Source organism: Agromyces sp. NPDC058484, assembly GCF_042720415.1.
Taxonomy (GTDB): Bacteria; Actinomycetota; Actinomycetes; order Actinomycetales; family Microbacteriaceae; genus Agromyces.
This window is the reverse complement of the sequence record NZ_JBHXMP010000002.1, coordinates 188179-211728: the sequence shown is the minus strand read 5'-3', so window position 1 is coordinate 211728 and position 23550 is coordinate 188179. Positions and strand designations below refer to the sequence as shown.

Here is a 23550-nt window from a genome sequence, read left to right as displayed (position 1 = left end):
GCGATGGACATGCGATGACCCTAACCGCCACGCGGACGCCATGCAAACCGGCGAGGTCCACGTCATCGACGGTCATCGACCGTCATCGGCCGTCATCGAGGAGTGGTACCGGCCGGCGCCGCCTACGGTGAGGATCACCCACCGAGAAGCCAGGAGGACTGATGAGCACAGGAACCGAGACGGATGCCGCGTCGACGAAGCCACCGGAGGAGGCGTCGCAGTCACGACGGCGACGGTGGTACACCTCGTTCGGGCTGCAGATCACGATCGCCCTGATCGCCGGCGTCGGACTGGGCCTCCTGGCCCGGCAGCTCGGCCCCGGATCCGACGGTGGGCTGAACCCGCTCGCCGCCACGCTGGACGCGATCGGCAGCTCGTACGTGACGCTGCTGAAGACGGTCGTCGTGCCGCTCATCCTCACCGCGATCATCGCGAGCATCTCGAACCTCCGGCGCGTGCGGAACGCGGCGCGCCTGGCGGGCCAGACGCTGCTCTGGTTCGCGATCACCGCGCTCATCTCCGTCACGATCGGCATCGCGCTCGGCGCGGTGCTCCAGCCCGGCGCCCGCGCGGAAAGCGGCAGCCTGGAGACCGGAGACCCCTCGTACGTCGGCTCATGGTGGAACTTCCTGCTCGGACTGATCCCGCAGAACGCCCTCGGCCTGCAGGTCTCGAGCTGGAGCGACGAATCGGGCGCGATCACCTCGAACGTCGGGTTCAACGTGCTGCAGGTCATCGTCATCGCGGCCGCCGTCGGCATCGCGGCGCTCCGCGTGGGGCGTCGGGCCGAGCCGTTCCTCGCGTTCACCGAGTCGGCGCTCAAGGTCATCCAGCGCGTGCTCTGGTGGATCATCCGCATCGCCCCGATCGGCACCCTCGGCCTCATCGGCAACGCCGTCGTCGAGTACGGCTGGGAGAAGATCTCCTCGCTCGCCTGGTTCGTCGGCGCGATCTACCTCGGGCTCGCGCTCGTGCTCTTCGTGGTCTACCCGGCGCTGCTGCGCGTGCACCGGCTCTCCATCCGCCAGTACTTCACGGGCGTGTGGCCGGCGGTCCAGCTCGCGTTCGTGAGCCGTTCCTCGGTGGGCACGATGCCCCTCACGCAGCGGGTGGTCGAGCGCAGCCTCGGCGTCCCCCGCGAGTACGCTTCGTTCGCGGTGCCCTTCGGTGCGACCACCAAGATGGACGGCTGCGCGGCCATCTATCCGGCGATCGCCGCCATCTTCGTGGCGCAGTTCTTCGGCATCGAGCTCAGCCTCGTGCAGTACCTGCTGATCGTCGTCGTGTCGGTGGTCGGATCGGCAGCCACCGCGGGCACGACGGGCGCCACGGTCATGCTCACCCTGACCCTCTCGACGCTGGGGCTCCCGCTCGAAGGCGTCGGCCTGCTCCTGGCAGTGGATCCGATCCTCGACATGGGCCGCACCGCGGTGAACGTGGCCGGTCAGGCGCTCGTGCCCACCCTCGTGTCGGCACGTGAGAAGCTGCTCGACCGCACCCTGTACGACGCCCCGCGCGGCGACGGCCCGTTCGTCGACGAGGAGGAAGCGCCCCTCGACGACGCGCCGGCTGACGGCTCGGGTGAACGCCCCGCATCGGCCGCGGCAGAACCCGCCGGCGTGCGCTGATCGCACGCGGACACTGCGACGGCCGGGAAGCTCACCGCTTCCCGGCCGTCGCCGTGCTGAGCGCCGGGCTCGTCACTCACGGACGGTCGCGCCCGTGCGCCCGAGGGCGAGTGTCGCGCCCGCGAGCTTCGCGTCGCTCGCCTCGGCCGCCGTCAACGTGCGGTCGGGCGCACGGAAGCGCAGCGCGAACGTGAGGCTCTTCGAACCCTCGGGCATGCCGGCCCCGCGGTAGTCGTCGACCAGGTGGAGGTCCTCGAGCAGCTCCCCCGCGCCCTCGCGCACCGCGCCGGCGACGGCCGCTGCCGCCACACCGACATCGACGACGAGCGAAAGGTCCTGCGTCGCCGCCGGGAAGGTGCCGATCTGCCGAGCCTCGAGACTCGGATCCGTGAGCTGGACGACGGCATCGAGGTCGAGCTCGACGACGGCGACCACACGGGGAAGGTCGGCCGCTTCCGCGAGGGCGGGCAGCAGCTCGCCGGCGAAGCCTACCGTGCGCCCCGCCACGCGGAGCTCCGCAGTGCGGCCGGGGTGCATGGCCTGGTGCGCACCCTGCACGATCTCGATGTCGGCGCCGGTCGCGAGCGCGATCTGCCGCACTGCGTCGAGCGCGTCGACGATGCCGGCTGGCAGAGACGGCTGGGCGGGCTGCTTCGTCACGACATCGCCGACCAGCAGCACGGCCACGTGCCGGGGCTGCGGCGGGATGCCCGCCTGGAGCGTCCCGAGTTCGGCATTGCTCGGCTTCGCGTCGCCCACGGGCAGGCCCGGCGTGCCGTACTCGCGATCGGCCTCGGGCAGGAACACCAGCCCGACCTCGAAGAGCGACAGGTCGGCGAGGCCGCGCGACCGATTCCGCCTGGCCGCGGCGATGAGCCCGGGCAGCAGGGATCGACGCATGAGCGCGGTCTTCGCGTCGAGTGCGTTCGCGAGGCGCACGGATGCCACGGGCGTACCGTCGGGGCTGCCGTACACGCCGTTCTCCGCCTCGGTGGCGAACGGGAACGACAGCACCTCGGTGGATCCGGCCGACGCGAGGGTGTCGGCGACACGCCGGCGCACCCGCTGCGAGCGCGTGAGCCCCCGGCCAGGTGGCGCAACAGGCAGCACCGACGGGATGCGGTGGTACCCCGCGAGACGCGCCACCTCCTCGGCGAGCTCGGCCCTGCCGGTGAGGTCGGGACGCCACGAGGGCGGCACGACCTGGAAGCCATCGGCGGTGGGGGTGATGGCACCGCCGATCTCGGCGAGCGCGTCGTGCACCTCGTCGTCGGTGTACTCGACGCCGATGAGCTCGGAAACGAATCCGCTCGGAAGCGCGATGGCGTCGCGTGCAGGCGCCTCGTGGATGAGCGAGCCGCCCGCTTCGGCGGTGCCGCCCGTGAGGTCGACCATGAGCTGCGCGACCCGCGCGGCCGCGACCGCGGCGATCTGCGGGTCGACGCCGCGCTCGTACCGCTTCGACGCCTCGCTCGGGAGCTTGTGCCGGCGCGCGGTGCGCGCGACCGAAACGGGGTCGAAGTTGGCGGCCTCGATGAGCACGTTGCGCGTGGCATCCGACATCTCGGTCTCAGCACCCCCCATGACACCCGCGAGGCCGATGGCGCCGCGGTCATCGGTGATGAGCAGGTCCTCGCGGTGGAGCGCGCGCTCCTTGCCGTCGAGGGTCACGAGCGTTTCGCCGGCTGTCGCGCGTCGCACGACGATGCCGCCCCGCAGCGCGTCGAGGTCGTAGCCGTGGATCGGCTGGCCGAGCTCGAGCATGACGTAGTTCGTGATGTCGACGAGCACCGAGAGCGAGCGGATGCCGGCGAGCTTCAGCCGTGCGACCATCCACGCCGGCGTCGGCCGGGCGGGGTCGACCCCGCGCACGATGCGCGTGGCGAACACCGATGACCCGACACGGCCGCGGATCGGCGCCTCGTCGCGGATCGCGACGGAGAACACATCGGCTGAGCCGGCTCCGACCGGCACCGTCGCCGCGCTCGTCTGCTCGACGGGGTCGCGGAACCGGGCGCCCGTCGCATGGGCGTACTCGCGCGCGACACCGCGGATCGAGAACGCGTAGCCGCGATCGGGCGTGACGTTGATCTCGACGGCGGCGTCGTCGAGGCCGAGGAGCGCGATGGCGTCGGTGCCCACGGGCGCGTCGATGCCGAGCGTCGAGAGCCGCAGGATGCCCTCGTGGTCGTCGCCGAGGCCGAGCTCGCGCGCCGACGCGATCATGCCGTCGGAGACGTGCCCGTAGGTCTTGCGTGCCGCGATCACGAATGGAGTGGACGCAGTGGGCCCGGGCAGCACCGCGCCCGGCAGGGTCACGGCCACCTTGTCGCCGACGAAGAAGTTGCGCGCACCGCACACGATGCCGCGGATCGAGGGCTCGATCGAATCGGTCCCTGAGCTTGTCGAAGGGTCGGGCGCGACCCGCACCTGGCACCAGCGGATGGTCTTGCCGTTGGCCTGAGGCTCCTCGACGAACTCGAGCACCTCGCCGACCACGATCGGGCCCTCGAGCTCGAACGTGTGCACGTCCTCCTCTTCGAGACCCACCTCGACGAGCGCGGCGTGCACCTGTTCGGGCGTCGTGCCCGGCACGAGTTCGACGTACTCGGCCAGCCAGCTGAGCGGCACTCGCATCGTCTAGACCACCATTCCGAACTGCTGGGAGAAGCGGATGTCTCCCTCGACCATTTCGCGCATGTCCTGCACGTCGTTGCGGAGCATGAGCCCGCGCTCGATGCCCATGCCGAACGCGAAGCCCGTGTAGACGTCGGGGTCGATGCCGGCGGCCTTCAGCACATTCGGGTGCACCATGCCGCAGCCGCCCCACTCGATCCAGCGTGGACCTTCTTTGAAGGTGGGGTGCCAGAAGTCGAGCTCGGCGCTCGGCTCGGTGAACGGGAAGAAGCTCGGCCGCAGGCGGATCTTCGCCTCGTCGCCGAAGATCGACTTCACGAAGTGGTCGAGCGTGCCCTTCAGGTGCGCCATGGTGAGCCCCTTGTCGACGGCGAGGCCCTCGAACTGCATGAACACGGGCAGGTGCGTCGCGTCGAACTCGTCGGTGCGGTACACGCGCCCGGGTGCCAGCACGTAGATCGGCACCTCGCGCTCGAGCATCGAGCGCACCTGCACCGGGCTCGTGTGCGTGCGAAGCACCAGGTGCGCCTCGGGCGGGTCGACGAAGAACGTGTCCTGCATCGCCCGCGCCGGGTGGTCGGCGTCGAAGTTCAGCGCGTCGAAGTTGAACCACTCGCTCTCGACCTCGGGGCCCTCGGCGATCTCCCAGCCCATGCCGATGAACACGTCGCAGACGCGGTCTTGCAGCAGGGTGAGCGGATGCCGCGCGCCCGCCGTGTACCGCGAGGGCAGCGCCGTGACATCCACCGTCTCCGCCTGGAGCTGTGCGACCGCCTCGGCCTCGCCGATCTCCGCCTCATGTGCGGCGAACGCCTGGTTGACCCGGCCGCGGGCTCCGCCGACGAGCTTGCCGAGCGCGGCCTTCTGCTCCTTCGGAACGTTGCGGAGCGCGGCGTTGAGCTGCGCGAGGGTGGACTTCTCCCCCGTGTGCTCGGCTCGGACGGTCTTCAGCGCTGCAGAGTCGCCGGCCGACGCAATGGCCGCGAGGGCCGCGTCGACGGCCGATTCGACGGCGTGCTCGGTGATTTCGAGGGGCTCGGACACGAGAGACGAGTCTACCGGCGCGAGCCGATGGCTCGTGTCGGGTTCGAACGGCCTACGGCCTCGGCCCCCGGCTCTCGGACTGACGCGCCGCCGCGTTCGCCTCGGCGACGAGCACCGCCTGGCCCGGATCCTCGGGATCGAGGCGCTTGCCCGACGACCTCGACGCCGTGCGCTTCGACAGCCACCTCGCGAACCACGACAGCGCGAGGTTCATCGCGAGATAGAGCACCCAGGTGATGACGAAGAGGGAGAAGAGGTATCGGTTGCCGAAGAAGCTCGCCAGGTTGTTCAGGGTGACCCGGAGCAGCTCCTGGTAGCCGACGATGTACCCGAGCGACGTGTCCTTCAACAGCACCACGAGCTGCGCCACGATGATCGGCAGCATCTGCCGGAACGCCTGCGGGAACTCCACGAGCATCTTCGACTGCAGCGGACGCATGCCGAGGCTGAGTCCAGCCTCTCGTTGCCCCCTCGGAAGGGAGGCGAGCCCCGCGCGGAGTGCCTCTCCGATGAGCGCGCCGTTGTACACGGCGAGCGCCCAGACGACCGCCCAGTATTGGCCGGTCGATCCGACCAGGAGGATGAAGAGCATCATGAGCAGCACCGGCATGCCGCGGAAGAACTCGATGACGACGGCGGTCGGGATGCGGATCCATGCGGTCTCGGAACTCCTGAGAAGGGAGAACACGACGCCGAGGATCACGGCGAGGATGGCGGCGATGATCGCGGCGCGAAGCGTTCCCCAGACGCCTTCGAAGATGATGAACCGCCACACCTCGGGGTCGGCGTAGATGTCCCATCGACTTTCGTCGAACATGCCGGGCAGGGTGATGCCACCGGACTCGCGCGGGGCATTCAGCGTCAGGAGGATCCATGCGAGCCCCGCGACGATGAGGACACCGGCGATGATCGAGAGGATCAGCGAGAGTCGTCTGGCCTTCGGCCCGGGTGCATCGAAGAGGACGTTCGCGCCGGTCATCGCTGCACCACCCATTTCCGTTCGAGTTGTGCCGCGATCAGCCCGAGCGGGACGGTGATCGCCAGGTAGAACGTGGCCACGCCGAGGAGGACGGCGATGACCGCATCGCCATGCGCGTTCGCGAGCTCCTTGCCGATCGTGAAGAGCTCGACGACGAAGAAACCGCCGGCGACGGAGGTGTTCTTCGTCAGGGCGATGAAGACGTTGATGAGCGGCGGGATCGTCATGCGGAACGCCTGCGGGAAGATGACCAGTGTGACCGCCTGACCGAAGCCCAACCCGAGACTCCGAGCGGCCTCGGCCTGCCCGACCGGTACCCCGTTGATGCCCGACCGGAGCGCCTCGGCGACGAACGGTGACGTGTACACCGCGAGCCCGATCGTGGCGGCGACCGGATAGGGCAGCCGCGATCCGAGATAGGGAAGGATCAGCGCGCAGAAGAACAGCACGAGCGTGAGCGGCGTGTTGCGAACGAGCTCGGTGTACACCGTCGCGAATCCGCGGAGGGTGCCCACCGGTGAGATCCGCATGGCTGCGATCAGTGTGCCCAGCACGAGTGCGGCGAGGCCGCTCACGACGAGGAGCAGGAGCGTCATGCTGAAGCCGTCGAGGTATCGGGGGATGTTGTCGATGACGACGTCCACGCCTGTCCTTTCGATGGGAACGATGGGGCCGGACGTGGTCCGGGCGCGTCATGCGCCCGGACCACGAGCGATCAGTAGCGGTCGACGGCCGGCGGCTCGACGAACGGCAGCACCGTTCCGGCCGTGGACTCCCACGCCTCCTCGTAGCGGCCGTCCTCGTAGGCCGCCTCGAGCACGTCGTTGATCCACATGCGGAACTCGGTGTCGTCCTTCGCGAGACCGATGCCGTAGGGCTCCTCGGTGAAGGGCTTCCCGACGACCTTGAACTCGCCCTCGTTCTGGGCCGCGAGGCCTGCGAGAATCACGTTGTCGGTCGACACCGCGACGACCTCACCCGCACGCAGCGGCTCGAGGCAGTTGGTGTACGTGTCGGTGAGCACCGGAACGGCGCCGATCTCGGCGAGCTTCGCGGCCGGAGTGGATCCGGTGACGGAGCAGACCTCCTGGCCTTTGAGATCGTCCTCGCTCTTGATGTCCTCGTTGTCGGCGAGCACCAGGATGGACTGGCCTGCCATGTAATACGGCCCGGCGAACGAGACGACTTCCTTGCGCTTGTCGTTGATCGTGTACGTCGCGACGACGTAGTCGACCTGCCCGTTCTCGATGAACGGCTCACGGTTGGCCGAGACGGTCTCGACCCACTCGATGTTCTCCTCGTCGATGCCGAGTTCCGACGCGATGATCTTCGCGATCTCGACGTCGAATCCCTCGGGAGTCCCGTCAGGGCCGACGAGGCCGAAGAGCGGCTGGTCGAACTTCGTGCCGACCGTGACCTTGCCCGCCTCGGCGAGCTCGGCCATCGTCGTGCCGGCCTCGAACGTGGGCGCCGGCTCGGCGGTCGGCTCTTCCGCAGTGTCGCCGCCACCGCCGGCACAGCCGGCGAGCGCGAGTGCCGACGCCGCTGCTGCCGCGACGAGTGCGATTCTCATGCGTTTCATATCTCTGCCTCTTCTCTGTGGGTGTTCCCTCGCCGCCCCGACCTCGGTGGTACGGTGCAGCGCAGGTCTAGTGCTCGAGGATCTTCGAGAGGAAGTCCTTCGCGCGGTCGGACTGCGGGTGGTCGAAGAACTCGGCTGGGGTCGCCTCCTCGACGATCTTGCCGTCGGCCATGAAGAGCACGCGGTCGGCGGCCTTGCGGGCGAAGCCCATCTCGTGCGTCACGACGATCATCGTCATGCCGTCCTGGGCGAGCCCGACCATGACGTCGAGCACCTCGTTGATCATCTCGGGGTCGAGCGCGCTCGTCGGCTCATCGAGGAGGATGAGCTTCGGGTTCATCGCGAGCGAGCGGGCGATGGCGACGCGCTGCTGCTGGCCGCCCGAGAGCTGCGCCGGCATCTTCTTCGCCTGGTTCGCGACCCCGACACGCTCGAGCAGCTCCATCGCCTTCGCGTCGGCGTCTCTGCGCGACATCTTCTTCACGCGGATCGGTGCGAGCGTGACGTTCTCGAGCACGGTCTTGTGCGCGAACAGATTGAACGACTGGAAGACCATGCCGACGTCGGCGCGCAGCTTCGCCAGCGCGGCCCCCTCTTCGGGCAGCGTCTGGCCGTCGATCGAGATGGTGCCCGAGTCGATGGTCTCGAGGCGGTTGATCGCGCGGCACAGCGTGGACTTGCCGGACCCCGACGGGCCGATGACGACGACGACCTCACCGCGGTTCACGACGGTGTTGATGTCGTTCAGCACGTGCAGGTCGCCGAAGTGCTTCTCGACCTTCTCGATGACCACGAGCGGTTCGCCGCGCCGCACCGAGATGTTCGACGTCGGGGGCGCAGGCTGGGTTGGCTCCATGTCCTCAAAACTACGGCCAGCGGATGCCGCGCGCCAAGGCGCGGCGCGGTGGTTACCTATTCGTGATGCGCGCTGCGCTGGGCGAAGGCGCTCTCGTAGAGGCACACGGATGCCGCCGTCGCGAGGTTCATCGACTCCGCATGCCCGTAGATCGGCACCGTGACCACTCGATCGGCGAGGGCGAGCTGCTCGTCGGGCAGGCCCCGCGCCTCGTTGCCGAAGAGCCACGCCGTGGCCCCGGCGAGCGCTCCCTCGTTGCGGGCCGTGAGCAGGTCTTCACCCTTCACGTCGGCGGCGAGCACGGTGAGGCCCGCTGCCTTCGCTCGTTCCAGCACATCGGCGAGTTCGGCGCCGACGGCGACGGGCAGATGGAAGATCGAGCCGGTCGATGAGCGCACGACCTTCGGGTTGTAGAGGTCGACGGCACGGCCGGTGAAGACCACGGCATCGGCGCCGGCGGCATCCGCTGCTCGCACGATCGTGCCTGCGTTGCCGGGGTCGCGCACCTCCTCGAGGATGGCGACGAGCTTCGGGGATGTCGCGAAGACGTCTTTCATCGCCGTCGGGAACTGGCGGCACACCGCGACGAAGCCCTGGGGCGTCACGGTGTCGGCCATCGAGTCGAGCACCTCCTCGGTGACGAACTCGACGTCGACGCCTGCGTCGGTCGCGGCTTCGGCGATCTCGGGGTAGCGCTCGAACGCCGTCGGGGTGGCATAGAGCTCGACCAGGAGGCTCGGCCGAAACGTGAGCGCCTCGGCGACTGCCTGCGGGCCCTCGAGGAGGAAGAGTCCGCTCTCGGCGCGAGCCGACTTCTTCGCGAGCTTCGCTACTCCGCGCACACGCGGAGACCTCGGATTCTCGAGCATGCGGCCAGTCTATGGCGACGACGACGAACGGCTCGGCACCGCCTGGGTGCCGAGCCGTTCGTCGTCGGATGTCGCGCTTTACGCGGCGTTCTTCGGGGCCGAGGTGTCGGCCGGGAGTGCCTGCTTTGCGGACTCCACGAGGGCCGCGAAGGTCGCGGGCTCATTCACCGCGAGCTCCGCGAGGATGCGCCGGTCGACCTCGATGCCCGCGAGACCGAGGCCCTGGATGAGGCGGTTGTACGTGAGGCCGTTCTGGCGGGACGCCGCGTTGATCCGCTGGATCCACAGACGACGGAAGTCGCCCTTCTTCTTGCGACGGTCGTTGTACGAGTAGACGAGGGAGTGGGTGACCTGCTCCTTCGCCTTGCGGTAGAGACGCGAACGCTGGCCGCGGTAACCCTCGGCGCGCTCGAGGATGACCCGGCGCTTCTTGTGGGCGTTGACCGCCCGCTTCACTCTTGCCATGATGCTGTTTCTTTCCTTGACGGGTCTCGCGGCTCAGCGGCCGAGAAGCTTCTTGATGACCTTGGCGTCGGGGGCCGACACGACCTTGTCCTGGTTCAGGCGCGCCTTGCGCTTCGAGGGCTTGACCTCGAGGTTGTGGCGCATACCGGCCTGCTGCTTCCTGACCTTGCCGCCGCCGGTGATCTTGAAGCGCTTCTTGGACCCGGAGTGGGTCTTCTGCTTCGGCATCTCGTGTTTCTCCTTGGTTCTGCCGCCACGCGTGGCGGACGGGGGTGTTGGCCTAGGCCTCGGCGGCTTCGGCCGTCCGCGACTCGCCGCCCGCGGCATCCGCCGCCGGCCGCGCCTTCGCCGCAGCACGTTGTGCGTTCGCCTCGGCCTTGGCCTCGGACTTGTTCTTCAGGGGCGCGATGACCATGACCATGTTGCGGCCGTCGATCGTGGGGTTGTGCTCGACCGTGCCGAACTCCGCCACGTCTTCGGCGAACCGCTGCAGAAGGCGCACGCCCATCTCGGGACGCGACTGCTCGCGTCCGCGGAAGAGGATCATGGCCTTCACCTTGTCGCCGGACTTCAGGAAGCCGACGGCGCGCTTCATCTTCGTCTCGTAGTCGTGCTTGTCGATCTTGAGACGGAACCGCACCTCTTTGAGGATCGTGTTCGCCTGGTTGCGCCGGGCCTCTTTCGCCTTCTGCGCAGCCTCGTACTTGTACTTGCCGTAGTCCATGATCTTGGCGACCGGCGGCTTCGAGTTGGGTGCGACCTCGACGAGATCGAGGTCGGCCTCCTGCGCGAGCCGCAGGGCCACCTCGATCTTCACGACGCCGACCTGCTCACCGCCAGGACCCACGAGGCGGACCTCGGGAACGCGGATACGGTCGTTGGTACGGGGATCGCTGATGCGTGTACTCCTCTACTCAAGCTGTTTCGCTCGAACGGGAGGCGGATGCCGCCCGTCGACGAGAGCGGAGAATTCACGCAGGCACGTACGGAATCACACCGTTCTGCACTGCGGCACCCTGTCTACTTCCTCGTCGTACGACGCGGAAGCGGAGTGCAATCGACCCGGTAACCTTGTTGAAGCGGTATGCGCGGGTGGGAGAATCTCCACTTTCGTACCGGGGACTGGCCCCGGGCCCGCAGTAGTCTAACAGAGGAAGTCTGTGATCAACAGTTCAGACGAGTCCACAGCCGTGCCCGACGCCCATGCCGCCGTCGACGAGGCCACCCGCGACATCGCGGAGGTGCCCGCAGTCGAGATCATCACGACCGCCGCCGTGCACCTCATGAGCGCCGCCGCGGTGAAGGTGGGGCTCGCCGACGATCCCGGCGAGCAGGTCGACCTCGACGAGGCGCGCAAGCTCATCAACGCCCTCGCCGGGCTCATCACCGCGGGCGCGCCCGAGATCAGCGACATGCACGCGCGCTCGCTTCGCGACGGCCTGCGTTCGCTGCAGCTCGCGTTCCGAGAGGCATCCGTGATCCCCGACCCGATCGGCCAGGGGCCCGGCGAGAAGTGGACGGGCCCGGTCAGCTGATCGTGCGGGTGCGCGTTCAGCGCTGACAACTCGGGCACCACCAGGTGTCGCGGAGTTCGACGTCGTTTCGCCCGAGACGACCGTGCTCGATCCGCGTGCCGCAGCGCCTGCACGGCTCGCCGCTGCGCGAATAGACCCAGAGCCGCTCGCCACGACGGTCGTTGCCGGTCGTCGTGCGCGAGATGCGATCGCGGTTCGCACGGATGACGCGGCTCGCGAGGTCGACGAGCGGTGCGAGCTCGACCTCTCCGACCGGCCGCGTGGGACGGATGCCGCGCAGGAAGCACAGCTCGTTCACGTAGACGTTACCGAGCCCCGCGAGGTTGCGTTGCTCGCCGAGGGCGACCGCGATCGGGACATCGGGTGCTGACGCGATGCGCCGCACGGCTTCGGCTGCGTCCCAGTCGGGGCCGAGCAGGTCGGGGCCGAGGTACGCCATGCGGTCGTCCTCCTCGGCGGCGGGGAACACCTCCACGAGACCGAGATCGAAGCCGACGGCCACCGCCGGCGCCGTCTCGATGACGACTCGCGCCTGCCAGCCCGGGCGCCGCCACTGCTGCCCCGGCCGGTACACCCGCCACTCCCCCTCCATCTTCAGGTGCGAGTGCACCACGGCCTCGCCGATGCGCATGAGCAGGTGCTTGCCACGGCTGGTGACCGAGTGCACCGTCTCGCCCGCAAGATCGGCGTTCGCATAGGCGGGCACGCGGAAGTCGCTTCGGCTCACCACCTGCCCGGCGAGCGCGTCGTCGAGCCGCTGCGCCGCCTGATAGACGGAGTCACCTTCCGGCATCGACGTCACCCCTCGGCATCGACGTCACCCTCGGCATCGCGTCACCTTCGGGCATCGCATCACCTTCGGGCATCGCGTCACCTTCGGGCATCGCATCACCTTCGGGCATCGAAGCGCAGCCCTCTCGGCGATTCGCGGAAGCCGGCTGCACGCAGCGGCGCATCGAGCACGCTGCCGTAGACGCCTGCACCGTTCACGGTCTCGATGCGAAGTCGCGGCGCTCCCGCGCGGGCGAGGGCCTCGGCGAGCGCGGATGCCGCGGCCGCCAGCGTGTCGGCGTCGTCGCTGAACACGAGGGTCGTTCGCCCGCCCCGCTCGAGGTAGAACACCGCCTCGCCGTCGACGATCGCGACGAACGCACCCGCCTTGCGGGCGGGCCGGTGACCGCCGTCACCGGTGTCGGGCCAGTCGAGCGCCGCTCCGAACGGGTTCGCGGGGTCGGTCGCCGCGAGCGCGACGGCGCTGCCGCGGGGCGCGCCGCGGAGGCGGTCGACCGCCGCGCCCGACGCGAACTGCGCCCCGCCCTGCCCGTCGACGAAGTAGCCGCGCCGCGCCCGGCCGGACTCCTCGAACGTCGACAGGGCCCGATAGGCGAGCGCGAAGCCGCCGAGCACGCCCTCTGCGACGACCGAGCCGCGTGTCACGACCCCGTAGCGCTCGAGGAGCGTCTCGCCGAGCGCATGGGCTCGCGGGGTGGCCTGGGAACTCGCGAGCGGCAGGATCGCCCATCGGCCCGTGACCTTCGGCGGGTTCGCCCGCACGGTGGCTGCCCGCCCCTCCTGAACGCGTACGGCGAGCGCGCGCCGTGAGAGGGAGCCTCCGCGCAGGCGAGCGCGCGGCGTCGAGCGCACCGTCTTGTGCGCCCCCCGCCCGGCGACCAGCCCGCGCAACGGGGCGAGGGTGTCGTTCGTCACGAGCCCGGCCCAGGCGAGACGCCACAGGGCGTCGACCACGTGTTGGTCGTCGGCGGCCCCGACGGCGTCGACGAGCTGACGGAAGAAGTACGCGCCGCCACCGCCGAGCGTCGCCAGCAGCTCCGTCTCGAGCGGATCGAGCGGGGCGGCGGCTGGGACAGGCAACGTGAGCCCTGCGGTGTCGGCGAGATGCAGGCTCACCCACCCGTCGTCGCCTGCGAGTGAGCCTGCGCCGGCCCACAGCACTTCACCCGAGGTCGTGAGCTCGTCGAGCATGTCGGGCCGGTAGTCGGCGACACGCGCCGGCAACACGAACGACTCCCACGCCGACGCCGGGATGCGCGCGCCCTCGAGCTGCTCGATGACCGCGGCCACGCCATCGACGCCGCGAAGCCTGCCGCCGACGTGCTGCCATTCGGGAAGGAACCGCGCGAATTCGCGCGGAGCCACCGGCTCGACCTCGTTGCGGAGCGCAGCGAGGGAGCGACGGCGGATGCGACGGAGTACCTCACTGTCGCACCACTCCCTGCCCGCACCGTGCGGCAGGAACTCACCCTCGACCACGCGCCGATCGCCGGCGAGGCGCGCCAGGGCCGACGCGGCGACGACCTGCCCGATGCCGAATCGCTCGGCGACGGCGTGCACCGTGAATGGACCGTGGGTGCGGGCGTACCGGCTCACGAGGTCCCCGAGCGGATCGCGCACAGGTTCGCCGAACACCTCCGGCAACCCCGGCGGGATCGGCACGCCGAGTGCGTCACGGAGCCGGCTCAGGTCTTCTACCGCCGCGAACCACGTGCCCCCCGCGAAGCGCACCTCGGCGACGCGTCGCGCCGCGGTCAGCGCCGAGAGGGCGGCCGCGGCATCCGTCGCATCCTCTGTGCGCTCGCGAACCTCTGCCGCCGTGAGCGGGCCGAGCTCGCGGAGGAGGTCGGCGACGCCCTCGTCGCCGCGGGCGGCGCGTTCGGGCACGAGCCGCTGCAGCATCCGCTCGGTCTCGGCGACCACCTCGGGGTCGAGGAGCTCGCGCAGCTCGATGGTGCCGAGGAGCTCGGCGAGCAGGGCCGGGTCGAGCGAGAGCGCCGCGGCACGTCGCTCTGCGAGTGGCGCGTCGCCCTCGTACATGAACGCCCCCACGTACCCGAAGAGCAGGCTCGAGGCGAACGGGCTCGCCGTCTCGGTCGTGACCTCCACGAACCGGACCTCGCGCCGGGCGATGCGCTCGGCGAGTCGCGTCAAGGAGGGCAGGTCGTAGACGTCTTGGAGGCACTCGCGCACCGCCTCGAGGATGATCGGGAACTCGGGGAAGTCGCGCGCGACCTCGAGGAGCTGCGATGCCCGCTGTCGCTGCTGCCACAACGGGGATCTGCGTCCGGGGTGCAGGCGCGGCAGCAGCAGCGCTCGGGCGGCGCACTCGCGGAAGCGCGAGGCGAAGAGCGCGGAGTCGCCGACACGCTCGGTCACGAGCTGGGCGAGCTCGGCCGGCTCGAACGCGAAGAGCTCGGCGCCGGGCGGCTCGTCGGCGGTGTCGGGCATGCGCAGCACGATGCCGTCGTCGCTCGCGATCGCGTTCGCGTCGACGCCGAACCGTTCCTGCACACGGGCGCCGGCGGCGAGCGCCCACGGCGCGTGCACCCGCATGCCGTAGGGGGAATGCAGCACGATCCGCCAGTCGCCCAGCTCGTCGCGGAACCGTTCGATCACGAGGTTCGTGGCGTCGGGCACGACCCGGGTCGCGGTGCGCTGGTCGGCGATGAAGGCGACCAGATTGGATGCCGCGCGTTCGTCGAGTCCGGCGGTGCGAGCACGGGCGACGCCCGCGTCAGGCGGGGCGTTCGCGAGCTCGGTGATGAACGCGCCGATCGACTCGCCGAGCTCGGCGGGACGTCCGATGCCGTCGCCCTTCCAGAACGGCAGGCGACCCGGCTCGCCGAACGCCGGTGCGACGAGCACGCGATCGTGGGTGATCTCCTGGATGCGCCAGCTCGTCGCTCCCAGCGCGAACACGTCGCCGACGCGCGACTCGTAGACCATCTCCTCGTCGAGCTCGCCGACGCGCCGACCCGGACCCGCCTCACCGATCATGAACACGCCGAAGAGCCCGCGGTCGGGGATCGTGCCGCCGCTCGTGACCGCGAGTCGCTGGGCGCCGCGCCGCCCGACGATCGTGCCGGCGTCGCGGTTCCACACGATGCGCGGCCGGAGCTCCCCGAACCGGTCGGAGGGGTAGCGGCCGGCGAGCATGTCGAGCGTCGCATCGAAGGCCGAACGCGGCAGCGACGCGAACGGAGCGGCACGTCGCACGAGCTCGAACCACTCCTCGACGTCCCACTCGTCGACCGCGGACGCGGCGATCGTATGCTGGGCCAGCACGTCGAGCGGGTTCGTCGGCACGCGCATCGCCTCGATCGCACCGGCGACCATGCGCTCGGCGACGACGGTGGAGTGCAGGAGGTCGGCCCGGTGCTTGGGGAACACGACGCCCTTCGACACCTGACCCGCCTGGTGCCCTGCTCGGCCGATGCGCTGGAGGCCGCTCGCGACCGACGGCGGCGACTCCACCTGCATCACGAGGTCGACGGCGCCCATGTCGATGCCGAGCTCGAGGCTCGACGTGGCGACGACGCAACGCAGGCGCCCGGCCTTGAGGTCGGCCTCGACGAGGGCGCGCTCCTCCTTGCTCACCGAGCCGTGGTGCGAGCGTGCGAGCACCGGTTCGGCCCCGGCGGTGATGCCCGAGGCACCGGGGAGCTCGGCCGGCGGCCTCGTCGTCTGCACGAGCCCGTCGTCGGCGCCCACGGCGACCCGCTGCGGCACCCGCTCGGCCCAGAGCTCGTTGAGGCGGGCGGTGAGCCGCTCGGCGAGACGACGCGAGTTCGCGAACACGATCGTCGATCGATGTGCCAGCACCTCGTCGAGGATCGCCGCCTCGACATGCGGCCACACAGAGCCCGAGCCCGACTCGGTCGCGAGATCGGAGAGGTCGTCGACCGGCACCGTGACCCTGATGTCGAAGCGCTTGCCGCTCGGCGGGGCCACGACGCTGACGGGCCTCGTACCCGACAGGAACCGCGCCACCTCTTCATGCGGGCGCACGGTGGCCGAGAGCCCGATACGCTGCGCGGGCGCCGTGGTGATCGCGTCGAGCCGCTCGAGCGACAGCGCGAGGTGCGCGCCGCGCTTCGTGCCGGCGAGCGCGTGGATCTCGTCGACGATGACCGTCTCGACGCCGCGCAGGGTCTCGCGCGCGGCCGAGGTGAGCATGAGGAACAGCGACTCGGGCGTGGTGATGAGGATCTCGGGCGGATGCGTCACGAGCGATCGCCGCTCGGCGGGCAGCGTGTCGCCGGACCGCACGCCGACGCTCACCTCGGGCACCTCGAGGCCGTGCGTCGCAGCCGTGCGGGCGATGCCGACGAGGGGCGCACGGAGGTTGCGTTCGACGTCGACGCCGAGCGCCTTGAGGGGCGACAGGTAGACGACCTTCGTGCCCGATGTCGCCGCATCGGCACCCGACGCGCGAAGCCGGTCGATCGCCCAGAGGAATGCGGCGAGCGTCTTGCCCGACCCGGTCGGCGCCACGACGAGCGCGTGCTCGCCGCGGGCGATCGTCTGCCAGGCCTCGCGCTGCACGCTCGTGGGCTCGGTGAAGGACTCGGTGAACCACGCCCGGGTCGCGGGCGAGAATGCGCTCAACGGGTCCGCCATGGTCCCATTCAATCGGATGCCTCCGACATCGAAGGACGCCGGGCGCTACTCGACCACCGCGGCGACGGCACGTTCGACGGCTGCGACCGTGCGGCGCACCTCTGCGGCATCCGTGCCCCAGTTGCTCACCGAGAACCGCACGACCGACCGGTCGCGCCAGCGCGACGTCATCGCCAGCACCTCGCCCTCGTGCCACAGCCGCTCGCTGAGCGCCTCTGTCGCGGCATCGTCGTCGAGCGCGAGGCAGACCTGCGTGAAGACGACGTCGTTCAGCACCTCGACACCGGGCAGCTCGGCGACGCCGTCGGCGATGCCGCGCGCGGCATCCGCAAGCCCCTCGACGAGACGGGCGACGCCGGTGCGCCCCAGCGACCGCAGCACCGCCCAGGTCGGGATGCCCCGCGCCCGCCGAGACAGCTCGGGCACCTTCTCGTGCGGGTCCGCGCCGACATCCGTGGCCTGGAGATAGCTCGCGTGCATGCTGAGCGCACGGTGCATCGGCCTGCCGTCGCCGACGATCGCGATGCCGCAGTCGTAGGGCACGCTCAGCGTCTTGTGGGCATCGGTCGACCACGAGTCGGCACCCTCGACTCCGTCGACGAGGTGGCGGAGCCTCGGCGACGCGCCCGCCCAGAGGCCGAACGCGCCGTCGACGTGCACCCAGGCTCCCGCCTCGTGGGCGACCGTGATCGCCGCGCCGAAGTCGTCATACGCTCCCGAGTGGATGTTGCCGGCCTGCAGCAACACGATCGCAGGGCCCTCGCCCGCCGCGAGCGTCGCGCGCAGCTCGTCGACGCGGATGCGACCCTGCTCGTCGGAGCGCACGGCGATCGGCGTGCCGAGGCCGAGGTAGCGGCCCGCCAGGTCGACGGTGCCATGGCGCTCCTCGCCGACGATGAACCGGACGGCGGGGCCGCCGGCCATGCCCGCCGTCTCGACGTCCCAGCCGACCCGCGCGAGCACCGCGTCCCGCGCGGCGGCCATGCACGTGAACTGCGCCATCGTCGCACCGGTCGTGAACCCGACCTCGCTTCCGGTGGGCAGTCCCAGCAGGTCGACGAGCCACTCCCCCGCGAGCTCCTCCGCGGCGACCACGCCCGGGGTGATGTTGCGGAGGCCCGTATTCTGGTCCCATGCGGCGGCGAGCCAGTCCGCGGCGAGCGCGACCGGCTGCGTGCCGCCGATGACCCAGCCGAAGAATCGCGGTGAACCCATCGCGATGAGGCCCGGCTCGGCTTCCTCGGCGAGGCGGGCGATCACGTCGGTCGCGGGCTCCCCGGGATCGGGCAGCGTCCGCCCGAGGCGGTCCTTGACCTCCTCGACCCCCAGACGCGGCGGGATCGGTCGCTCACGGATGCCGGACAGCCACGCCCGCGCGTAGCCGTCGGCGGCATCGAGCACCTCGTCGTATGAGTCCGTCGGATTCGCCTGCTGGTCGTCTTCATCAGCCATCGCACACCTGGATTCCGCGCGACGCACGCGCGTTCTCGATTCTGCTCCGAGCGCGGCATCCGGTCAACGACCCCGATCACGGGTCGCACATGACTTCGGCGGCCGGCGCCACTCCGTCGACGGGGCACCGCCCGACGGTCGCAGCGACGCACGCCTTCCCTTGTTCCGGTATTCACTGGTGTTCCGGTGTCACTGGCGCACAGGACGAACGTGAGCCCCGTACTGGGGGTACATTCCGCGTCGCGCGGCGCACACCGCTCTCGGCCATGTATCACAGGGATTTCGGCTGTCCGAAGGGGGTGAATGTGCCCCGAACGCGGGGGTCCGTATGGGGGACACGACTGCTTGCCACGTGTCGTGCGCCGCGAAATACTGGCAACTGCGGCGCTCACCGGGATGGATCCGGCGGCAGCGTCGCTGGGGAGGGGCGGATTCCGGAATGTCATTCGCGTCTGCGTACGTTCTCGCTGTCGACATCGGCACAAGCCGAATTGCGGCGGCGACGGCCCGAGTCGAGCAAAGCGGAAGCATCAGCACGACGCCCTTCGCGCTGGGCCGCAAGGGTGACTCCGTCGCGACTGTCGTCTTCGTCTCGGACGACGGTGATCTGCTGTTCGGCGATGCCGCCGAGCGGCGCGGCGTCGCACAACCCGAGCGGCTCGTGCGCGAGTTCAAGCGCAACATCGGCGATGACGTCCCCCTCGTCGTCGGCGGCCGCTCCCTTTCCCCGGAAGAGTTGTACGCGCAGACCTTCGCATCGGTCGTCGCCGCCGTCACCGAACGCGAGGGCTCGCGCCCCGAGGCGATTTCGCTCACGCATCCCACGGCGTGGGGCCCGCATCGCCTCAGCCTGATCCAGGCGGCGCTTCGCCGTCTCGGCATCGACGACGCATCCATGATCACCGAGCCCGAGGCTGCCGCGCGCCACTACGAGGCCGCACGGCCATTCGAACCAGGCGGGTCGCTCGCGGTATACGACCTGGGCGGCGGCACCTTCGACGCCGTGGTGCTGCGCAAAGGCGCGGACTCGGACTTCACGGTGGTCGGCGATCCCGTGGGCCTGGAGGATCTGGGCGGGGCAGACTTCGACGATGCCGTCTTCCGGCACGTCATCGCGACATCCCGTCTGGATGTGTCCGCCTTGTCGGTCGACGATCCCGATACCCGCCTTGCACTCTCCCAACTGCGCCGCGAGTGCATCGATGCGAAGGAAGCGCTGTCGTTCGATTCGGATGCCACGATCCCGGTACTGATACCGCCGAGCCGATCGAGTGTGCGCCTGACGCGCTCCGAGTTCGAGCACATGATCGACGGAGGGCTCGACAGAACGCTGGACGCATTCGAGAACGCGATCGACTCCGCCGGCCTCACTCCAGATCAGCTCGAGACGATCCTGCTCATCGGGGGATCGTCGCGGATCCCGCTCGTTGCGCAACGCCTCTCCGAGCGGTTCGACCGCCCACTGGCGATCGACGCCGACCCCAAAGCCGCCATCGCCCTGGGTGCGGCGCGTTCCGCGCTCATCCAGCAGATCGAACACCGGCTTGCCGAAGCGCCGACCGCGCTGGCGGCGTTCGACGCCGCACAGGCGGGTACCGGCGTCGACGCGGAATCCGCGGCCACCGCGAGCGACCTCGTACTCGCGCGAACCGCCGGCGCCCTCGCTCCGTTCCGTCGCACGCAGAACCCCTCCGAGAAGCGGCACAGGTCGCCCATTCTGATGGCCGGCGCGGTCGCCGTGATCGCCGGAGCCATCGTCTTCACCGGCACGATCGCCGCGGGTTCGCGGCAGCCTGACGAAACTCCCGATTCCTCTACCAACGGGCCAGCCACGTCGGACTCGCCCGGAGCAGCGGCGTCCCGCCCGGCCGATCGGATGGCGAATGCGCAGCCCCCGGCCGCGAAGGCACTGACCCCGGTCGTGCCGGTCGTCGATTCGGAGCCGGTCGATAGGGTCGACGACACCGGCGATTCCTCGCGCCGGTCGAATACGCCCCGCCGCGCGGCCGATTCGCCTCCGGCTCCGCGGCCGGTGGCGCCGCGCAACTCGCCGCCGCCCGCTTCGAGCCCCTCGCCGCGGCCGGCCGACCCGTCCACCCCGCCGACCACCGACCCCACACCCGACCCCACACCGACCCCAACGCCTGACCCCACACCAACACCCACACCGACCCCAACGCCCGACCCCACACCGACCCCAACACCCGACCCCACACCGACCCCAACACCCGACCCCACACCAACACCGACACCAACACCCGACCCCACACCAACACCAACACCCGACCCCACACCAACACCCGACCCCACCGCCCCGCCCACCACTCCACCGACGACGCCCTGATTGCGGCATCGATGATCGAGCCTCTGCCATGACTGTCCTACAGGTGTCGCGCACTCCGCTCCCGGAAACCGAGCCGTCGTTCGTCTGGGAGCGCCAGATGCGTCCGGCCGTGGACTCGATCGTCGCTCCTGGCGTCGGGCCCACTCGGGCGATGGTCGTGGGCAACGCCGGCTCCGGCAAGTCGACGGTTCTGCGCCATCTCCACCGGAAGCTCGCCGAATACGATCGCGACGCGACTCTGCTGACCGACGGCGAGATGGATGTCGCGAAGGTCCCACGCTCGCACGTGCTGCTCGTCGACGACCTGCACCTGATGGACGCCGAGCAGTTGGAACGCGTCCGCATCCGTTCGGAGGATCCCGAGGGCGCGCTCGTGGTGACCAGCCGCCCATGGCCTCCATCTGATGCCATGACCACGATCACGCGGCGGCTCGAGCGGACACGGCCGGCGCTCGTGCTCGGCCACATCTCACGGTCGGACATCCTCACCCATCTGCAGAGCCGGGACCAGCTGATCCCGGGCGCCTGCGTGGACCACATTCTCTCGGCGACCGGTGGCGTGTCCTGGTTGGTGTCCGAGGCGCTGATGGCCCACGACGAACGGGACTGCCTCGACGATGACGCCCACGGCGAACTTGCCCGCGTGCTCGAGGAGCGGATCGCGCACCGGCTCGACACCCTCGACTCCGATCTCCGCCGCACGATCGAGGTGCTCTGCGTCGCGCCCGGCCACGCGCGGCCGTCTCTCGGCACGCCCGAACACAGCGACGACAGCATCATGCAGGGGTACGCCGAAGGTCTGCTGATGCGCAACGGCCGACCGGTGCCGCTCGTGCGCGCCGCCGTCAGGGCGACCATCCCCGTGCGCCGCCTCATCGACGTGAGCAGCGGACTGGCGGAGGTCATCGCTCGCTCCGCCGAGACCGGGGATTCCGACGACCACGAGTGGGTGCGCCTCATCCGCGATCCAGAGGTCGGTGCAGCGCTGTTGCGGCATGGCGATGGAATGCTGGCGTCGCACCCGCGACGCGCGACCGAGCTGTATCGGGCCGCGATCGAATCCGGCATCGATCCGGCGACGGTCACCGCGCGCCAGGCACAGGCGGCATGGGCGGCAAACGATCTCGACGCAGCTGCTGCGCTGATCGATGCGATACCGATCGGTGCGCGCGAAGTCGACGGCGACCGGCTGGCCGATGTCGCGGCAGCCACATGGGCCGCGCGCGGGATGTTGGAACAGGGTGCTGCTGTCTATCAGGCCGCACCCCCAGACAGCCCCGACTCGGCAGTACGGGCGATGATCGCAGAGTTCGGCGTGGGCGCGGCCAACGCAGCCGAGCACGCTCAGAAGGTCGTTGCAGAACGGGCCGGCGCGCCGTCCGCGATGAGTGTCTCGATGCAGCTCCTGCGTCGCGGGCTCGAGGCATCGCTTGCCCCCGAGGGCTCTCCGACGATGCTCATCGACCTGGTACGTGCCTCGGAGATGTACACCTCTTCACGCACGTCCATGCCGATCCCCGAACTGCCGGCCGTGATCGCAGCGACGGTCGCAATCAACCTCGGGGACCTCGCTACCGCGCATTCCGTGATCGACGATGCGATCGCCGGCGGGCACGGCGGCGGGTGGGCGATGGCGCGACTGCTGTTGTGGCGCGCGTGGATCGCGGTGCAACGGGCACGCCCCACCGAGGCGCGCGAGTCACTGGCCAGTGCACAGGAGTGCTCACCGAACCCTTCCCGACGCGATGCCCTGCTCGCCAGCGCCGTCCAGGTTGCGATTGCGCGCCGATACGAAGACGCGGTGGGCCTGCAGGCCGCGTGGCGTCAGGCCCGGCCAAGCATCCTGCGAACCGAGGTGGACCTGTACCTTCTGCTTCCGCTGGCCGAACTCGTCTGCTCGGCGGCGAAGGTGGGCGACACCGACCACATCCAGCCGCACTTCGACCGCGGCCTCGAGATCCTCGACGCGCTCGGATCTCCCGCGCTCTGGTCGGCGCAACTGCGCTGGGCGGGCATCCAGCAGGGCATACTGCTGAACCGGCCCGAAGACCTCGTTCCGCACGCGCACGCGCTGGTGTCGGCAGCCCCGGCGAGCCGTATCGCCGCGATCATGGCCAAGGCCGGCAGAGTGTGGACGTCGGTGCTGGCCGGCTCCGTGGACGCCGATACCGTTGAGACCTCCGCACGAGGCCTGGCATCGGTGGGGCTCGTCTGGGACGCGGCACGGTTGGCCGGGCATGGCGCCGGCCGTACCTCCGACCGCAAGGTCGCGGCGCGTCTGTTGGCCTGCGCGCGCGAGCTGCACCCCAACGACGCCGCGCGACGGCCCGCGGCATCCGGAAGCGAGGATTCGCAGGCGCAGACTTCGACGGCGGCGACCGAGGTGTTGAGCGAGCGTGAGCTCGAAGTGGCCAAGCTCGTGCTGCAGGGCAAGACGTATGCCGAGATCGGCGAGGCGATCTACATCTCTCCCCGCACGGCGGAACACCACATCGCACACATCCGTCGCAGGCTGGGTGCATCGTCGCGTTCCGATGTGATCGCCAAGCTCCGCTTGCTGATCGAGGAATCCGCGGCCGCGGGAGACGTTCTGCCCGCCGGCGGCAGGAGATCGGACGGATCCCCGTAACACCCCCGTGCGGCATCGGGGTAACCCCCGATGCTGGGCCAACTTCAACTGAATACCCTAGAACCGACGAGTATCTCGCGAACGCGTAGATCTTGCATTTCGACCGCTGAGGAGC

Annotated in this window: 17 protein-coding genes; 4 read left to right on the top strand and 13 right to left on the bottom strand. The window is 70.0% G+C overall.

Features of this window, described 5'->3' with window-relative positions; genetic code table 11:
- Positions 1-161: 161 nt before the first annotated feature.
- Positions 162-1628: a dicarboxylate/amino acid:cation symporter gene (locus ACFWN7_RS03485; protein WP_376937318.1), complete on the top strand. Its 1467-nt coding sequence runs from the start codon at positions 162-164 to the stop codon at positions 1626-1628.
- Between the two features lie 72 nt (positions 1629-1700).
- Here ACFWN7_RS03485 and pheT read toward each other — a convergent pair whose 3' ends face one another.
- The 10 genes from pheT to infC form a co-directional block, all read right to left on the bottom strand.
- Positions 1701-4265, bottom strand: a complete 2565-nt coding sequence (gene pheT, locus ACFWN7_RS03480) for a phenylalanine--tRNA ligase subunit beta (RefSeq protein WP_376937317.1) — start codon at positions 4263-4265, stop codon at positions 1701-1703.
- Positions 4266-4268: 3 nt separating this feature from the next.
- Positions 4269-5309, bottom strand: a complete 1041-nt coding sequence (pheS, locus tag ACFWN7_RS03475; protein WP_376937316.1) for a phenylalanine--tRNA ligase subunit alpha — start codon at positions 5307-5309, stop codon at positions 4269-4271.
- 52 nt (positions 5310-5361) lie between these two features.
- Positions 5362-6288, bottom strand: coding sequence for an amino acid ABC transporter permease (locus tag ACFWN7_RS03470; RefSeq protein ID WP_376937315.1), 927 nt, complete (start codon positions 6286-6288; stop codon positions 5362-5364).
- Positions 6285-6932 carry an amino acid ABC transporter permease gene (locus ACFWN7_RS03465; protein WP_376937314.1) on the bottom strand — a complete coding sequence of 216 codons (648 nt, stop codon included), beginning with the start codon at positions 6930-6932 and terminating at the stop codon, positions 6285-6287. Before ACFWN7_RS03465 ends, ACFWN7_RS03470 begins: the two co-directional genes overlap by 4 nt.
- A gap of 71 nt (positions 6933-7003) precedes the next feature.
- Positions 7004-7870, bottom strand: a complete 867-nt coding sequence (locus ACFWN7_RS03460; protein ID WP_376937313.1) for a glutamate ABC transporter substrate-binding protein — start codon at positions 7868-7870, stop codon at positions 7004-7006.
- A 67-nt stretch (positions 7871-7937) separates the two neighbouring features.
- Positions 7938-8726: an amino acid ABC transporter ATP-binding protein gene (locus ACFWN7_RS03455; protein ID WP_376937312.1), complete on the bottom strand. Its 789-nt coding sequence runs from the start codon at positions 8724-8726 to the stop codon at positions 7938-7940.
- A gap of 56 nt (positions 8727-8782) precedes the next feature.
- On the bottom strand, positions 8783-9595 hold the full coding sequence (locus ACFWN7_RS03450; RefSeq protein WP_376937311.1) for a TrmH family RNA methyltransferase: 813 nt from the start codon (positions 9593-9595) through the stop codon (positions 8783-8785).
- Between the two features lie 78 nt (positions 9596-9673).
- Complete coding sequence (gene rplT, locus ACFWN7_RS03445) at positions 9674-10060, bottom strand: 50S ribosomal protein L20 (protein ID WP_376937310.1); 387 nt, start codon at positions 10058-10060, stop codon at positions 9674-9676.
- A 33-nt stretch (positions 10061-10093) separates the two neighbouring features.
- Entirely contained in the window at positions 10094-10288 is a 195-nt protein-coding gene (gene rpmI, locus ACFWN7_RS03440) for a 50S ribosomal protein L35 (protein WP_376937309.1), read from the bottom strand.
- Between the two features lie 52 nt (positions 10289-10340).
- On the bottom strand, positions 10341-10958 hold the full coding sequence (infC, locus tag ACFWN7_RS03435) for a translation initiation factor IF-3 (protein ID WP_376937338.1): 618 nt from the start codon (positions 10956-10958) through the stop codon (positions 10341-10343).
- A 262-nt stretch (positions 10959-11220) separates the two neighbouring features.
- Here infC and ACFWN7_RS03430 point away from each other — a divergent pair, with 262 nt between their 5' ends.
- Complete coding sequence (locus tag ACFWN7_RS03430) at positions 11221-11595, top strand: DUF1844 domain-containing protein (RefSeq protein WP_376937308.1); 375 nt, start codon at positions 11221-11223, stop codon at positions 11593-11595.
- Between the two features lie 16 nt (positions 11596-11611).
- Here the strand turns inward: ACFWN7_RS03430 and ACFWN7_RS03425 are convergent, their stop codons facing one another.
- The 3 genes from ACFWN7_RS03425 to ACFWN7_RS03415 form a co-directional block, all read right to left on the bottom strand.
- On the bottom strand, positions 11612-12388 hold the full coding sequence (locus tag ACFWN7_RS03425; protein ID WP_376937307.1) for a DNA-formamidopyrimidine glycosylase family protein: 777 nt from the start codon (positions 12386-12388) through the stop codon (positions 11612-11614).
- Positions 12389-12483: 95 nt separating this feature from the next.
- A complete protein-coding gene (locus tag ACFWN7_RS03420) occupies positions 12484-17010 on the bottom strand; it encodes an ATP-dependent helicase (protein WP_376937306.1) in 4527 nt (1508 codons plus the stop codon).
- 45 nt (positions 17011-17055) lie between these two features.
- Positions 17056-18462, bottom strand: coding sequence for a pyridoxal phosphate-dependent decarboxylase family protein (locus ACFWN7_RS03415; RefSeq protein WP_376937305.1), 1407 nt, complete (start codon positions 18460-18462; stop codon positions 17056-17058).
- Positions 18463-18901: 439 nt separating this feature from the next.
- On the opposite strand from ACFWN7_RS03415, the gene ACFWN7_RS03410 reads away from it, so the two are divergent.
- Positions 18902-20806, top strand: a complete 1905-nt coding sequence (locus ACFWN7_RS03410; protein ID WP_376937304.1) for an Hsp70 family protein — start codon at positions 18902-18904, stop codon at positions 20804-20806.
- A 28-nt stretch (positions 20807-20834) separates the two neighbouring features.
- Positions 20835-23435 carry a LuxR C-terminal-related transcriptional regulator gene (locus ACFWN7_RS03405; RefSeq protein WP_376937303.1) on the top strand — a complete coding sequence of 867 codons (2601 nt, stop codon included), beginning with the start codon at positions 20835-20837 and terminating at the stop codon, positions 23433-23435.
- Positions 23436-23550: the final 115 nt, after the last annotated feature.